This window comes from Nonomuraea montanisoli (assembly GCF_013363975.1).
GTDB classification, from domain to species: domain Bacteria; phylum Actinomycetota; class Actinomycetes; order Streptosporangiales; family Streptosporangiaceae; genus Nonomuraea; species Nonomuraea montanisoli.
In genome coordinates this window covers 44,059-57,787 of record NZ_JABWGN010000028.1, presented here as the reverse complement: position 1 = coordinate 57,787, position 13,729 = coordinate 44,059, and the positions used below count along the sequence as shown (strand labels likewise).

Genomic DNA, 13,729 nt, shown 5'->3' with positions numbered 1-13,729 from the left:
CGTGGGCTAGCCTTCCGGTTCGACAAGACGCCCGACAGCTATCTGGCCGGCCTGCACCTACGCGGAGCCGTCTTATGGATCCGAAGCCTCCGACCAGCCTAAGATCCGAACTCCGCACAGGCGCTAGGAGACGCCTGTGGAGGCGGAGAGGTTGACCACGAGAGCGGTCGCGATGGCTGCGACGCCCTCGCCCCGGCCGGTGAGGCCGAGCCCGTCGGTGGTGGTGGCGCTGACGCTCACGGGCGCGCCGACGGCGGCCGACAGCGCCTTCTCCGCCTCGACGCGGCGCGGCGCGAGCTTGGGCCGGTTGCCGACGACCTGGAGCGCGATGTTGCCGATCTCGAACCCGGCGGCGCGGACCTTGCGGGCCGTCTCCTCCAGCAGGGCGACTCCCGGGGCGCCGGCCCAGCGGGGATCGGCGGTGCCGAACAGGCCGCCCACGTCGCCGAGGCCGGCGGCGGACAGCAGCGCGTCGCAGGCCGCGTGGGCGGCGGCGTCACCGTCGGAGTGACCGGCGAGGCCCGTCTCGCCCGGCCAGTGCAGGCCGGCGAGGTGCAGCTCGCGCCCGGATGCGAACGGGTGGACGTCGACACCGACGCCCACCCGCGGAATGTTCGTGTTCAGGAGTTGAGGACCTCGTCGAGCAGGGCCTCGGCCTTGTCCTCGTTGGTCTTCTCGGCGAGCGCGAGCTCGCTCACCAGTATCTGACGCGCCTTGGCGAGCATGCGCTTCTCACCTGCGGAAAGGCCGCGCTCGCGGTCCCTCCGCCACAGGTCGCGGACGACCTCGGCGACCTTGTTCACGTCCCCCGACGCGAGCTTCTCGAGATTGGCCTTGTAGCGGCGGGACCAGTTGGTCGGCTCCTCCGTGTGCGGCATCCGGAGAACGTCGAAAACCCGCTCGAGGCCTTCCTGGCCTACAACGTCACGCACGCCGACGAGTTCGGCGTTTTCGGCTGGCACCTGGACGGTAAGGTCGCCCTTGTCGACCTTGAGCACCAGGTAGGTCTTTTCCTCACCCTTGATGGATCGCGTCGTGATTGCCTCGATCCGAGCAGCCCCATGGTGGGGGTAGACGACAGTGTCGCCGACCTGGAAAGTCATGTGACAAGTACCCCTTCCGCTGTACTCCAGGGTACCACGCGTTCACAGCCTCCCGGAACAGTGAAATCACCATAACTGCAGGTCAAAGCCGCATATTAGGGGTTGACAAGCGGTCAAGGCTATGAATCGCATATGCCTGCACGGCTAATGACCTGCGGGGGCGTGGAAATGACCATGGAAACGATCGATATGGTAGGCGCTGCACCATCACGCATGCGCGATACCAAGGAGAACCCGCCCGTGACCAGCCGTCGCTGGATTGTCGCCGCCGCTGCGCTCCTGGCAGCTCCCGTTCTTGCCGGCTGTTCGGCTGGATTCGGCGCCAACACCAACAAGCCGTACGCCCCCAACGAGGCGGGGGTCCTCATCGAGCAGGGCAAGTACGGCTCGCCACGTGGCGTACAGATCCCCCAGGCGTTCATCCTCGGTCCGGATTCCGGCGCCCAGCTCGCGTGGCGCGGCTCCGCCCCGATCTACCTCAACATCATCAACACCGCCGGCGCGCCCGACACCCTCACGGCGGTCTCCGCGGGCTCGCTCGGCACGGTGAAGGTGGCCACGCCGATCCAGCTTCCGCCCAACCAGCTCGTCAACACCGGCAAGCCGACGCCCCAGCTCGTCCTGGAGAGCCTCGCCAAGAGCCTCAGGGGCGGCGAGACGGTCCGGCTGGACCTCACCTTCGCCAACGCCGGCGTCGTCTCCATGAACGTGCCTGTGATCACGCGCAGCCGCGAGTTCAAGGACTACCCGCCGGCCCCCGGCGCCACCGCCGCCCCCACGCCCACCCCGACGCCGTCCGCCACGGCGAGCGAGGGCGGGCACTGATCCTCCCCCGGGCGCACTGCCCCGCTGATCCTCCCCCGGGGCACAATGCCCCTCCCCGGGGCGCACTGACCGCCCCGGCGCGCTGACACGCGAAACCCCGGCCCGTCGCGAACGGGCCGGGGTTTCGCGCGTCCGGGCGTGTCGCCGCCCGGACGCGAGAGCTCGCGGTCAGGCCTCGGCGGAGTCGAACTTGTAGCCGAGCCCCCGCACCGTCAGGATGCAGCGCGGGTTGGACGGGTCGGACTCGATCTTCGCCCGCAGCCGCTTGACGTGGACGTCGAGGGTCTTGGTGTCGCCCACGTAGTCGGCGCCCCAGACCCGGTCGATGAGCTGCCCGCGCGTCAGCACCCGGCCGGCGTTGCGCAGCAGCACCTCCAGCAGCTCGAACTCCTTCAGCGGGAGCTGCACCTGCTCACCCCGCACGGCGACGACGTGCCGGTCGACGTCCATGCGGACCGGGCCGACCGCGAGCACGGCGGTCTCCAGCTCCTCCACGGGGTCGCCCTGCCGCCGCAGCACCGCGCGGATGCGCGCCACGAGCTCCCGCGACGAGAACGGCTTGGTGACGTAGTCGTCGGCGCCCAGCTCCAGGCCCACGACCTTGTCGATCTCGCTGTCCTTGGCGGTCAGCATGATCACCGGCACCTTGGAGCGCTGCCGCAGCGACCGGCACACCTCGGTGCCGGGCAGGCCGGGCAGCATGAGGTCGAGCAGCACCAGGTCGGCGCCGTTGCGGTCGAACGTCTCCAGCGCCTCGGGACCGGTGGCCGCCACGGAGACCTCGAAGCCCTCCTTGCGCAGCATGTAGGACAGCGCGTCGGAGAAGGACTCCTCGTCCTCCACCACCAGCACTCGGGTCATCGGGCCGCCTCCAGGGGACTCGCGGGTTGTACTAGCACGGCCGTGCCGCCGAAGGCGGGCAGCCGAAGCGTGAAGGTGGAGCCGGAGCCTTCCTTGCTCCAGACGGAGACCTCGCCGGCGTGGGCGGCGGCGACGTGCTTGACGATCGCCAGGCCGAGTCCGGTGCCGCCGGTCGCGCGCGACCGGGCCGCGTCGACGCGGAAGAAGCGCTCGAAGATGCGCTCCAGCGACTCCTCCGGGATGCCGATGCCCTGGTCGCTGACGCTGATCTCGACGGAGTCGCCGGCGGGTCTGACGCTGACGACGACGCGGGTGTGCTCGGGGCTGTAGGCGATGGCGTTGTCGATGAGGTTGCGCAGGGCGGTGACGAGCAGCTCGTCGTCGCCCCAGACGCGCAGCCCCTCGGCGCCGCCGGTGGCCAGCGTGATGTCCTTGGCGCTGGCGCGGGTGTTGCAGCGGTCGATGGCGTCGTGGATCGACTCGTCGATCGCCACCTGGCCGGGGGTCGGGATGGGCTCGGCGCCCTGGATGCGGCTCAGCGTGATGAGGTCCTGGACGAGGTAGGTCAGCCGGGCCGCCTCGTGCTGCATGCGGCCGGCGAAGCGGGTCACCGCCTCGGGGTCGTCGGCGGCGTCCTGGATGGTCTCGGCGAGCAGGCTCAGGGCGCCCACGGGCGTCTTGAGCTCGTGGCTGACGTTGGCGACGAAGTCGCGGCGGACGGCCTCGACCCGGCGCCGCTCGGTCTGGTCCTCGGCGAGCACCAGCACCTGCCCGTAGGAGCCCAGCGGCGCCACGCGGACCGCGAAGCTGGTGGTCTCCTGGCCGAACTTGTGGCCGGCGACGTCGATCTCGCTCTCCCTGATCTCGCCGTCCCTGCGTACCTGCCGGGCGAGCGCGAGCAGCTCGGCGGCCATCAGCCTCTCGCCCTTGACCAGGCCGAACGCGCGCGCGGCCGAGCTGGCGCGCAGCACGCGGTCGTGCGCGTCGAGGACGACGGCCGAGGACGGCAGTACGGCCAGCACCGATGCGACGCCCTGCGGCAGCGCGCCCGGGTCGGGCGCCTCGGCCTTGGCGGCACGCCGGGGGCTCTCGATCTGGTTGCGGTAGAACAGGACCGCGACTGCCCCCACGACGAAGCCGGCCAGGGCCGCGAAGCTCATGGCCATCTCACTCATGTCATCGATGGTAGGCGGACGACTTCGCGTGACACTCCTCTCACCTGGGGATGAACGCCCCTTTCCCGGAAAGTTCATCTGACGGTCGGGGTTCGTTCATCGGCACACACGTACGGTGACGGCATGCGCGACGCGTACCATGAGGATCTTGATTCCCTGACCGACAAGCTGGTCGAGATGACCAGGCTTGTCCGCTCGGCCATCTCCCGGGCCACGACCGCCCTGCTGGACTCCGACCTGCAGCTCGCGGAGAGCGTCATCTCCCGCGACGCGGAGGTGAACGGCATCTTCGAGGACGTCGAGACGACGATCTTCGAGCTGATGGCCCGCCAGCAGCCGGTCGCGGTGGACCTGCGGATGGTCATCACGGCGCTGCGCATGGGCACCGACCTGGAGCGCATGGGCGACCTGGCGGTCCACGTGGCCAAGGTGGCGCGGCTGCGTCATCCCGAGTCGGCGATCCCGGCCGAGGCCCGCTCCACGATCGTCGAGATGGGGCAGATCGCCGAGAACCTGGTCACCAAGGCCGGGAGCTGCATCGCCTCCCGCGACGTGGACTCGGCATTGGAACTGGACCAGGACGACGACGCCATGGACCGGCTGCACCGCAGGCTGTTCCGGACGATCCTGGCCAAGGACTGGGCGCACGGCGTGGAGCCCGCCATCGACATCACGCTGATCGGCCGCTACTACGAGCGGTACGCCGACCACGCGGTGCGCGTCGCGAGCGCCGTGGTCTACCTGGTGACGGGCTCGCGCCCCGCCTGACCCGCCGTCTTCTCGGGCCGGCCCGGAGTCACCGGGCCGGCCCTCGCGTTGTCAGCGCCCCTGGTTGGCGACCGCCTGGATGGCCGCCGCCGCCGCGTCGGGGTCGAGGTACTCGCCGCCCCGCCGCAGCGGCCGGAACGACTCGTCGAGCTCGTAGCGCAGCGGGATGCCCGTGGGGATGTTGAGGCCCGCGATCTCCTCGTCGCCGATGCCGTCGAGGTGCTTGACCAGCGCGCGCAGCGAGTTGCCGTGGGCGGCCACCAGCACCGTGCGGCCGGCCGCGAGGTCGGGGACGATCGCGTCGTACCAGTACGGCAGCATGCGGTCCACGACGTCCTTCAGGCACTCCGTACGCGGCATGATCTCCGGCGGCAGCAGCGCGTACCGCGCGTCGCCCGCCTGGGAGTACTCGTCGTCGTCGGCGATCGGGGGCGGGGGCACGTCGTAGGAGCGGCGCCACAGCATGAACTGCTCGTCGCCGAACTCCTCGCGCGTCTGCGCCTTGTTCTTGCCCTGCAGGGCACCGTAGTGGCGCTCGTTGAGCCGCCAGGAGCGGCGCACCGGCAGCCACAGCAGGTCGGCCTCGCCGAGCGCGAACTGGGCCGTCTGGATGGCCCTGGTCAGCAGGCTGGTGTGGACCACGTCGGGCCGCACCCCGGCCTCCACCAGGAGCCTTCCGCCCCGGCGGGCCTCGTCCTCGCCCTTGGCCGACAGGCTGACGTCAACCCAGCCGGTGAACAGGCCCTTCGCGTTCCAGTCGCTCTCGCCGTGCCGCAGCAGCACCAAAGTCGCCATGCGGCCAATCCTAGGGGCCCGCTCCAAAACGCCGCCGGGCCAGGTGGTCGCGCGGGTGTCAGTCGCTCGCGCGGCCGGGGTCGGCGAAGCGGGCGAACGCCTGGAGGTTGGCCAGCGACTCGCCGCGCTTGGCCCGCCACTCCCACTCGCGCCGGATCGACGAGGCGAACCCCAGCTCCAGCGCCCGGTCGAACCAGTCGTCGGAGTAGGTCAGCACACAGCCGAGCAGGCGGTCGATCTCGTCCTCGGTGACGGCCGCGAGCGGCACGCGGCCCACGAGGTAGACGTCGCCCACCGGGTCGACGGAGAAGTGCACGCCGTACATGCCGCCGTTGCGGCCGAGCAGCCACTTGTAGAACTCGGCGTGGTTCTCGTCCGGCTGACGGCAGAAGAACGCCTCGACGTGCAGCGCCTGCTCACCGACGATCAGCCAGGTCATGGTGGCCAGCTTGTGCTGGCCCGGCAGCTTCACCAGGAAGGCTCCGGGCCGGGGCTCGTCGTAGGAGACGTCCGCGGCCTTGAGCGCGGCTTCGACGACATCGCGCATGCCGTACACCCTATGAGCCGGCGGCCCCGCCCGCTCCTACGAGTTGATCGCGAGGGGCAGCCGGTTCAGGTGGGCGACGGCCTCGGCGTAGACGTCCTGGAGATGCGCGGCGGTGGCCTGCCAGCCGAAGGCGGCGGCGTGCGTGCGCGCGCCCGCCGACAGGTGCTCGCGCCAGCGCGGCGAGGTGACGAAGCGGCGCAGCGCGCGCGACCACTCGTGCGCGTCGTGGCCGTCCACGAGCACGCCGGACACGCCGTCGCGCACGGCCGTGCGCAGCCCGCCGACGGCGGCCGCGGCGACGGGCGTGCCGCACGCCTGCGACTCCAGCGCGACCAGCCCGAACGACTCGCTGTACGACGGCACGACGGTGACGTCGGCGGCGCGGTACCAGTCGGCCAGTTCCTGCTGCGGGGCGGGCGGCACGAGCCGCACCACGTCGGAGATGCCCAGCTCGGCGGCCAGCTCGACGAGGAGGGCGGGCCGGGCCAGGCCGTTGCCCGAGGGGCCGCCCACGCAGGCGACGATGAGCCGCTCGCGCAGCGACGGGTCCTCGATGAGCATGCGGGAGGCGGCGCGCAGCAGCACGTCGGGGGCCTTGAGCGGCTGGATGCGGCCGACGAAGAGCAGCACGTGGGCGTTCTGCGGCAGGCCGAGCCGATGGCGGGCGGCGCCCTTGGAGGCGGGCTGGAAGACGGTGAGGTTGACGCCGGGGTTCACGACGGCGACCCGCTCCTCGGGCGCCCCGTACAGGTCCATGAGCTCCTGGGCCTCGTCGGCGGTGTTGGCGACGAGGCGGTCGGCGATCTCGACGACCTGCTGCTCGCCGACCACGCGGGCCTGCGGCTCCGGGCGGTCGTCGCGGGCCAGCAGGAGGTTCTTGACCTTGGCCATGGTGTGCATGGTGTGGACGAGGGGGACGCCCCAGCGCTCCTTGGCCAGCCAGCCGACCTGGCCCGACAGCCAGTAGTGGGAGTGGATGACGTCGTAGCGGCCGGGGTCGTACATGGCCTCGGTGCGCAGCACGCCGGACAGGAACGCGCAGAGCTGGCTCGGCATGTCGGCGCGGTCGAGCTCCTCGTACGGCCCGGCGGTGAGGTGGCGGACGAGGACGCCGGGGGCGAGCTCGGTCACGGGCGGCAGGTCGCCGGCGGTGGCGCGGGTGAAGATGTCCACCTCCACGCCGAGCTGGGCGAGCCGCTTGGCCGACTCGACGATGTAGACGTTCATGCCGCCGGCGTCGCCCGTGCCGGGCTGGTCCAGCGGTGACGTGTGCATGCTGATCGTCGCGACCCGGTTCACCGGTCGTCGCCTCACCCGACATCACCTCCAAAACGAAACCAACCAACCAGAATTTTCCGGCATTCCCGACATGCGATCTCGGCCGGGGTTGTGCGTGCGGTCCTGACAGGAGGTGGAGGGCCGAATTTTCCGGCATTCCCGACATGCGATCTCGGCCGGGGTCCTCCGCTCTGCTCGGCCAGGTCCTCCGCCCGTCTCGGCCGGGTCCTCCTCGCGGCTCGGCCGGGTCGTCCGTGCGGTCCCGGGTGGAGGCGGTGGGCTGGGTTCTGCCCGCGTTCCCGACAGGTGGTCGCGGACGAGGGCGTTCGTGCGGTCCTGGCAGGATGTGGCCCATGAGGAGAACGGCTGTGGTGACCGGGGCGAGCAGCGGCATCGGCGAGGCGACGGCGCGGCGCCTCGCCGCCGAGGGCTACGACGTGGTGGCGGGCGCCAGACGGCGCGACCGGCTGGAGCGGCTGTCCGAGGAGATGCCCTCGATCAGGCCCGTCACGCTCGACGTGACCTCGCAGGAGTCGGTGGACGAGCTGGCCGCCGCCCTTGAGCGCTGCGACGTGCTCGTCAACAACGCGGGCGGCGCGTTCGGCCTGGAGTCCGTCGCCGAGGGGCGGATCGACGACTGGCAGGCGATGTTCGACACGAACGTGCTGGGCACGCTGCGCGTGACCAAGGCGCTGCTGCCCAAGCTGGTGGAGTCGGGCGACGGCGTGGTCGTGCTGCTCACCTCGACCGCCGGCATGGTGCCGTACGAGGGCGGCGGCGGCTACGTCGCGGCCAAGCACGCCCAGTCGTCCATGGCCGGCACGCTGCGGCTGGAGCTGTCCGGGCAGCCGGTGCGGGTGGTGGAGATCGCCCCCGGCATGGTGCGCACCGAGGGGTTCGCGGTCAACCGGTTCCGGGGCGACGAGGCGGCCGCCGCCCGGGTCTACGAGGGCGTGCCCGACCCGCTGACCGCCGACGACGTGGCCGACGCGATCGCCTGGACCGTCACCCGCCCGTCCCACGTCAACATCGACCGCATCGTCATGCGCCCCCGCGCGCAGGCCGCCCAGCACAAGGTCCACCGCGTCAGTGGCTAGACCGGCCGGGCCCGCGGGCCGGCCCGTCGGCTCGATCACCCGGGGCACGACCGCGCAGAACCGGCTGCGACGGGCCGACCGGTGGATCGCCGCGGCCCACGGCGGCCTGCTGCGCGCCGCCGAGCGGCCCCTGGTCGTGGACCTCGGCTACGGCGCCTCGCACGTGACGACGCTGGAGCTGTTCACGCGGCTGCGCCGGATCCGGCCCGACGTCGAGGTCACGGGCATCGAGATCGACCCGGCGCGGGTCGCGCTGGCCAAGCCGTACGAGCGGCCCGGGCTGAGCTTCGCGCTCGGCGGGTTCGAGCTGCCCGTGGCGCGCCCGCCGGTGCTGGTGCGCGCGTTCAACGTGCTGCGCCAGTACGGCGAGGCGGAGGCGTGGCACTACTGGGACCTGCTGCGCGGCCGGCTGGCCCCCGGAGGCGTCCTGGTCGAGGGCACCTGCTCCGAGGTCGGCCACCGCGCGGTCTGGGCCGGCCTGACCGCCGAGGGACCGCGGACGCTCACGTTCTCGGCCCGCTTCGACGCCTTCGAACGGCCCTCCGACCTGGCCGAGCGGCTGCCGAAGACGCTCATCCACCGCAACGTCCCGGGTGAGCGCATCCATGCCCTCCTGCGCGACTTCGACCACGCGTGGGCGGTCTGCGCGCCGTACGGGGTGCACGGGCTGCGGCAGCGGTGGCTGGCGGCGGTGACCATGCTGGCCCGCACGTGGCCGATCCCGCGCCAGGCGCCCCTCGGCGGGGTGGCCCGGTGGCGGCTGGGCGAGGTCACGCTGCCGTGGCAGGCCGTCGCCCCTCTGACGCACTGACCCCTTTTGCCGCTTTTGTTGCCGTTCGGTGAGGATGGTGTGCACTGATGTGCCGGAGGTCTCACGACGTCCGGATGCGTGCTCGACAGCTCGTAGTACTACGCTGGAGCGTGTGAAGGGTCTCGGCGAGCTCGAACGCAGCATCATGGACATCCTCTGGGCGCAGAGCACGGCGCTCACCGCCCGCGAGGTCGGCCGGCTCATCGCCGACCGCGACCTCGCCCCGACCACGGTCATGACCGTTCTCGACCGTCTCACCCGCAAGGGGTTCCTCCACCGCACCCGTGACGGCCGCGCATGGCGCTACGCTCCGGCGGCGACCCGCGACGCATACGTCGCGGAGCTTATGCTGGAAGCGCTCGACATGACGGGCGACCGCTCGGCCGCCCTCACCCGCTTCGCCCAGGGCGTGTCCGGCCCGGAGGCGGAGATCCTGCGAAGAGCCCTCACGGAGCTGGAGGACGAGTGACCACGGCAGCGGTGCTGGCAGCGCTCGCCACGGCGTGCGGGCTCGGCTCCTGGTGCTTCACCACGGCCCGCTGGACCTCCCGGGCCCCCAAGACCGCGATCCTCCTCTGGCAGGCCCTGGGCGTGTCCTGGGGCCTGGCCTCCACCGGCGCGATGCTGGCCTTCGCCGTCCAGCCGTACGGCGAGGGCGTGCTGCACGGGCTGGTCTCCTTCGCCACCGGGCGCTCGCCCCTCGTGCCGTGGGACGCGCTGCACGTCGTGGCGATGGTCGCCGGCCTCACCGCGCTGGCCGTGCTGGTCGCGGTCCTGCTGACCGCGGGCGTGCAGACGTTGCGGGCCCGCCACCGGCATCGCACGCTGCTGGCCCTGATCTCCCATGACGACCCGGTGCTGCCGGGCGTGCGCGTGCTCGACCACCCGAGCGCGGCCGCCTACTGCGTGCCCGGGCTCCGCTCGCAGGTCGTGGTCAGCCAGGGCGCGCTGAGCCTGCTGTCGAAGGACGAGATGGCCGCCGTGCTCGCCCACGAGGCGGCCCACGTGCGCGAGCGGCACGACCTGGTGCTGCTGCCGTTCGCGGCGCTGCGCCGGGCGCTGCCCTGGTCGAAGGTGGTCCGCGACGCGCAGGCCCAGGTGGAGCTGCTCATCGAGATGGCCGCCGACGACCGCGCCCGCCGCTACTGCTCGCCGCGCCGGCTCGCGACCGCGCTGCTCAGGTTCGGCACGGCCGGCGCCATGCCGACGCCGCACGGCATGCTCGGCGTCGGCGCCCACAACCTCATGGCCCGGGTCGACCGGCTGCTCAAGCCGGCGCCGGAGCTGCCGATGAGCCTCCGCTACGGCGCCGTCGCGCTGTCCGTGACGTTGGTCACGTCCACGCCGTTCCTCTGGATCTACCAGCTCTGACGCTTGCTGGTGTTAACCATTTCGTTTGCAATTGCAAGCAGAGTGGCGCACAATGGAGGCATGGCACTACCGAAGGTCGGCTCGATCGGCGAGTACATCCGCGAGCAGAGGCAGCAGGCGAAGATCTCGCTGCGCCAGCTCGCGGCGGCGGCGGGGGTCTCCAACCCCTACCTGAGCCAGATCGAGCGCGGCCTGCGCAAGCCGAGCGCGGAGATCCTCAACCAGATCGCCAAGGGCCTGCACATCTCCGCCCAGGCGCTGTACGTGCAGGCCGGCCTCATCGAGGACCGTGAGACCCCGAGCGACGTCGTCACCGCCATCAGGGCCGACACGCATCTCACCGAGCGGCAACGCCAGGTGCTGATTGATATCTATGAGTCGTTCCGCAAGGAGAAGCGCGCCGGAGATGAGCAGACCTCCCAGAATGCTCATCCCCGGAGCGACTCCGTCGCGGACGACGAGCAGTCGCTGCCGGAGGAGCTTCGTGCCGCTCTTGAGCCCTATGCGGCGTCCACCGGCAACGGCACCGTCAACCAGGAAACCAAGGAAGGTTAACCCATGACGCTCGCCACCGAGGTCAAGAAGCTCACCGATTCCAAGCCGTTCTACGCCGTGGCCGGCGTCGGCGACTACGCCGTCGAGAAGCTGCGCGAGCTCCCCGAGCAGCTCCAGAAGCTTCAGGCGCGCCGGGCCGACCTCGGCAAGGACCTGCCCGAGCTGGCCCGCGTCTACGCCGACAAGGCCGAGGGCTTCGCCAAGGAGCTGCCGGAGAAGGCCCGCGGCTACGCCGACCAGCTCTCCCAGCGCGCCTTCGTGGTCTACGAGGACTTCGCCTCCCGTGGCCGCAAGGCCGTCAGCAAGGTGAGCGGCGAGGCCGCGCTGGAGCTGGAGGAGGTGTCGGAGGCCGCCGAGCCGCCCGTCGCCACCCCGGTCACCCCGGCCAAGAAGACCCGCACGACCACCAAGGCCAAGGCCTGACCGTCCGATCGTGAGGCCCGTCCCCGTCGCCGGGGGCGGGCCTTTCGGTCGTCATCCGTCCGTGCGGGAGTGCCCGGCGGCCGGTACGGGCTATTAGGCTGAAGCCGATTCATCGCGAGCGTGAGGCGGAGCGCACACATGGACATCGTCAACGGCGGACTGAACTTCCTCTTCCTGCTGCTCTCCGCCGGCATCTTCGGCATGTCGGCCTACGGGCTGGTGCACGCGCTGCGGGTGCCGCCGGCGGCGTTCGTCGCGGCGGGCAAGCTGAAGAAGAACATCTGGCTGGTCATCCTGGCCCTGGCGACGCTGTTCTCGCTGGCCGGAGCGTGGTCGTTCCTCAACGCGTTCCTCATCGTCGGCGGGATGCAGTTCATCGGGCTCGGCGCGGTCAGCATCTTCTCGATCGCCGCGGTCATCGCCGCCGTGGTCTACATCGTCGACGTGAAGCCGGCCGTCAAGGGCATGGGCCGCGGCGGCGGCCCCTACGGCGGCTGGTAGACCCTCCGGCCCGCTAGCTGCGCAGCGACCGGGCCAGCCAGCGGGCCAGCATCAGGTGCCCGGCGGACGTCGGGTGGACGCCGTCGGGCAGCACCACCGCCGACGGGTCGCCGCCGACCCAGTGGCGCCGCAGCGGGTCGAGGAACTCCACGCCCTCCCGCCGGGCGACCTCCGCCAGGGTGTCGCGGATGCGCAGGGCCTTGGCCGGGACCGCCTCCAGCCAGATGGGGCCGACGAGGACGATCCTCGTGGCGGGCCAGCCCGCCCGCGCCTCGCGCACCAGCCGGGTGGCCGCCCGCCCGACCTGCCCGGCGCTCCAGCGCTGGTCGTTGTGGCCGCCGGAGACGACGAGCACGTCCGGGGCGGGGCGCCAGGCCAGCTCCTCCTCGTACGACTGCTGGAACGTGCGGCCGACGCGCCCGCGGTTGAGGTAGCCGGTGCCGCCCGCGCCGGCGACGACCGGCTGCCAGCCGAGCAGGCGGGCGGCCTGGCACGCGTAGGCCCGCCAGCCGGGCACGGGGCCCGAGCCGACGGTGAAGCTGTCGCCCAGGACCATCATCACGGGCGCCGCCCCGGGCTCGCGGCGACTGGGGGGTGCGGGCAGCGAGCGGCGCGTGGACGACGCGCTGGAGCGCTCGGAGGCGACCCCCTGGGGCAGGCCGGGCGCGCGGGCGTCGCCCCCAGCCTCGTGGGAGGCGGCGGCGGGGCGGCCGGGCACTTCCGAGGGGGGCGCGGTGGCGCTGGCCGTACATGCTGATATGACGGGACATATCGCCAGGATCAGCGCGGCCGATGCGGTCAGGGGAGAACGCACCAGGTCGCGCATCGCCACCTCAGGAGCTCTAGGCTGCCGCCATGACCATCGACCTCCACGGACGCACGCGAAGGCTGGAACTGGCCGACCAGAACCTTCGCGACTTCGAGGCCGTCGTCCTCGACGCCACGCCCGACGGAATCGTCTTGGACCGGTCCGCATTCTATCCGGGCGGCGGCGGCCAGCCCGCCGATCACGGAACTCTGCTCTGGCAGGGGGTGGAGACGCGGATCGAGGGCGTGCGCAAGGGCGACGACCTCCAGCTCATCCCGGCCGAGGGCGACCCGCTCCCGCCCGCGGGCACGACGGTGCGGGCGGCCGTGGCCGACGAGCGCCGCTCCGCCCTCATGCGCACCCACTCGGGGCTGCACGTGCTGTGCGGGGTGGTCTTCCGCGACTACGGCTCGCTGGTGACGGGCGGCAACATGGACGCCCTGATCGTGCCCGAGCGCGGCACGGTCGGCGCGGCCCGCATGGACTTCAACATGCCGGAGGTGCCGCCGGGCTTCCGCGACGCCGTGGAGGCCGCCTGCAACGCCGAGATCGAGGCCGACCGGCGCATCGACGTGCGGGTGCTGCCCCGGCCGGAGGCGTTCGCCATCCCCGACATCATCCGCACCGCGACCAACCTGGTGCCGGAGTCGGTGACGGACGTGCGGATCGTCGACATCGTGGGGCTCGACACGCAGGCCGACGGCGGCACCCACGTGGCCTCGACCCGGCAGATCGGCCGGCTGCGGGTCGCCAAGATCGAGAGCAAGGGCCGCGGCTTCCGGCGGGTGCGCGTCGAGATCTGCGACTGAAC

18 protein-coding genes are annotated in these 13,729 nt (G+C 71.8%); 10 read left to right on the top strand and 8 right to left on the bottom strand.

Annotated elements, in window-relative coordinates:
• Positions 1-123 precede the first annotated feature (123 nt).
• Entirely contained in the window at positions 124-603 is a 480-nt protein-coding gene (ispF, locus tag HTZ77_RS43540; RefSeq protein ID WP_175595666.1) for a 2-C-methyl-D-erythritol 2,4-cyclodiphosphate synthase, read from the bottom strand.
• Positions 604-620: 17 nt separating this feature from the next.
• Positions 621-1,103: a CarD family transcriptional regulator gene (locus tag HTZ77_RS43535; protein ID WP_020544658.1), complete on the bottom strand. Its 483-nt coding sequence runs from the start codon at positions 1,101-1,103 to the stop codon at positions 621-623.
• Between the two features lie 240 nt (positions 1,104-1,343).
• Between HTZ77_RS43535 and HTZ77_RS43530 the strand changes: the two genes are divergently transcribed.
• Complete coding sequence (locus tag HTZ77_RS43530) at positions 1,344-1,928, top strand: copper chaperone PCu(A)C (protein ID WP_328809112.1); 585 nt, start codon at positions 1,344-1,346, stop codon at positions 1,926-1,928.
• Between the two features lie 168 nt (positions 1,929-2,096).
• Here HTZ77_RS43530 and HTZ77_RS43525 read toward each other — a convergent pair whose 3' ends face one another.
• Positions 2,097-2,789, bottom strand: coding sequence for a response regulator transcription factor (locus tag HTZ77_RS43525; protein ID WP_175595665.1), 693 nt, complete (start codon positions 2,787-2,789; stop codon positions 2,097-2,099).
• Positions 2,786-3,955, bottom strand: coding sequence for a sensor histidine kinase (locus tag HTZ77_RS43520; RefSeq protein ID WP_175595671.1), 1,170 nt, complete (start codon positions 3,953-3,955; stop codon positions 2,786-2,788). Before HTZ77_RS43520 ends, HTZ77_RS43525 begins: the two co-directional genes overlap by 4 nt.
• Before the next feature lie 132 nt (positions 3,956-4,087).
• Between HTZ77_RS43520 and phoU the strand changes: the two genes are divergently transcribed.
• Positions 4,088-4,732, top strand: coding sequence for a phosphate signaling complex protein PhoU (phoU, locus tag HTZ77_RS43515; protein ID WP_175595664.1), 645 nt, complete (start codon positions 4,088-4,090; stop codon positions 4,730-4,732).
• 51 nt (positions 4,733-4,783) lie between these two features.
• Here phoU and HTZ77_RS43510 read toward each other — a convergent pair whose 3' ends face one another.
• Genes HTZ77_RS43510 through mshA form a run of 3 tightly spaced genes read right to left on the bottom strand, consistent with a single transcriptional unit; the run spans position 4,784 to position 7,388 of the window.
• A complete protein-coding gene (locus HTZ77_RS43510) occupies positions 4,784-5,527 on the bottom strand; it encodes a phosphoglyceromutase (protein ID WP_175595663.1) in 744 nt (247 codons plus the stop codon).
• A 58-nt stretch (positions 5,528-5,585) separates the two neighbouring features.
• Positions 5,586-6,074 (bottom strand): type III secretion system chaperone family protein, encoded by a 489-nt coding sequence (locus HTZ77_RS43505; RefSeq protein ID WP_175595662.1) that lies wholly within the window; start codon positions 6,072-6,074, stop codon positions 5,586-5,588.
• A 36-nt stretch (positions 6,075-6,110) separates the two neighbouring features.
• Positions 6,111-7,388 carry a D-inositol-3-phosphate glycosyltransferase gene (gene mshA, locus HTZ77_RS43500; protein ID WP_328809111.1) on the bottom strand — a complete coding sequence of 426 codons (1,278 nt, stop codon included), beginning with the start codon at positions 7,386-7,388 and terminating at the stop codon, positions 6,111-6,113.
• Between the two features lie 317 nt (positions 7,389-7,705).
• On the opposite strand from mshA, the gene HTZ77_RS43495 reads away from it, so the two are divergent.
• The 7 genes from HTZ77_RS43495 to HTZ77_RS43465 all read left to right on the top strand — a co-directional run bounded on the left by HTZ77_RS43495 (position 7,706) and on the right by HTZ77_RS43465 (position 12,110).
• Entirely contained in the window at positions 7,706-8,449 is a 744-nt protein-coding gene (locus HTZ77_RS43495) for an SDR family NAD(P)-dependent oxidoreductase (RefSeq protein ID WP_175595661.1), read from the top strand.
• Entirely contained in the window at positions 8,442-9,260 is an 819-nt protein-coding gene (locus HTZ77_RS43490) for a class I SAM-dependent methyltransferase (RefSeq protein WP_175595660.1), read from the top strand. The genes HTZ77_RS43495 and HTZ77_RS43490 overlap by 8 nt, the downstream gene beginning before the upstream one ends.
• A 112-nt stretch (positions 9,261-9,372) precedes the next feature.
• Positions 9,373-9,729: a BlaI/MecI/CopY family transcriptional regulator gene (locus tag HTZ77_RS43485; RefSeq protein ID WP_328809110.1), complete on the top strand. Its 357-nt coding sequence runs from the start codon at positions 9,373-9,375 to the stop codon at positions 9,727-9,729.
• Positions 9,726-10,631, top strand: a complete 906-nt coding sequence (locus tag HTZ77_RS43480; protein WP_175595659.1) for a M56 family metallopeptidase — start codon at positions 9,726-9,728, stop codon at positions 10,629-10,631. Before HTZ77_RS43485 ends, HTZ77_RS43480 begins: the two co-directional genes overlap by 4 nt.
• Before the next feature lie 60 nt (positions 10,632-10,691).
• Positions 10,692-11,186 (top strand): helix-turn-helix domain-containing protein, encoded by a 495-nt coding sequence (locus HTZ77_RS43475; protein WP_175595658.1) that lies wholly within the window; start codon positions 10,692-10,694, stop codon positions 11,184-11,186.
• 3 nt (positions 11,187-11,189) lie between these two features.
• Positions 11,190-11,609: a hypothetical protein gene (locus HTZ77_RS43470; RefSeq protein ID WP_175595657.1), complete on the top strand. Its 420-nt coding sequence runs from the start codon at positions 11,190-11,192 to the stop codon at positions 11,607-11,609.
• Between the two features lie 138 nt (positions 11,610-11,747).
• Positions 11,748-12,110: a DUF2516 family protein gene (locus HTZ77_RS43465; RefSeq protein ID WP_175595656.1), complete on the top strand. Its 363-nt coding sequence runs from the start codon at positions 11,748-11,750 to the stop codon at positions 12,108-12,110.
• A 13-nt stretch (positions 12,111-12,123) separates the two neighbouring features.
• On the opposite strand, the gene HTZ77_RS43460 is transcribed toward HTZ77_RS43465, so the two are convergent.
• Positions 12,124-12,936, bottom strand: coding sequence for an SGNH/GDSL hydrolase family protein (locus HTZ77_RS43460; RefSeq protein ID WP_175595655.1), 813 nt, complete (start codon positions 12,934-12,936; stop codon positions 12,124-12,126).
• Positions 12,937-12,965: 29 nt separating this feature from the next.
• Here HTZ77_RS43460 and HTZ77_RS43455 point away from each other — a divergent pair, with 29 nt between their 5' ends.
• Entirely contained in the window at positions 12,966-13,727 is a 762-nt protein-coding gene (locus tag HTZ77_RS43455) for an alanyl-tRNA editing protein (RefSeq protein ID WP_175595654.1), read from the top strand.
• The last annotated feature ends 2 nt before the right edge of the window (positions 13,728-13,729 follow it).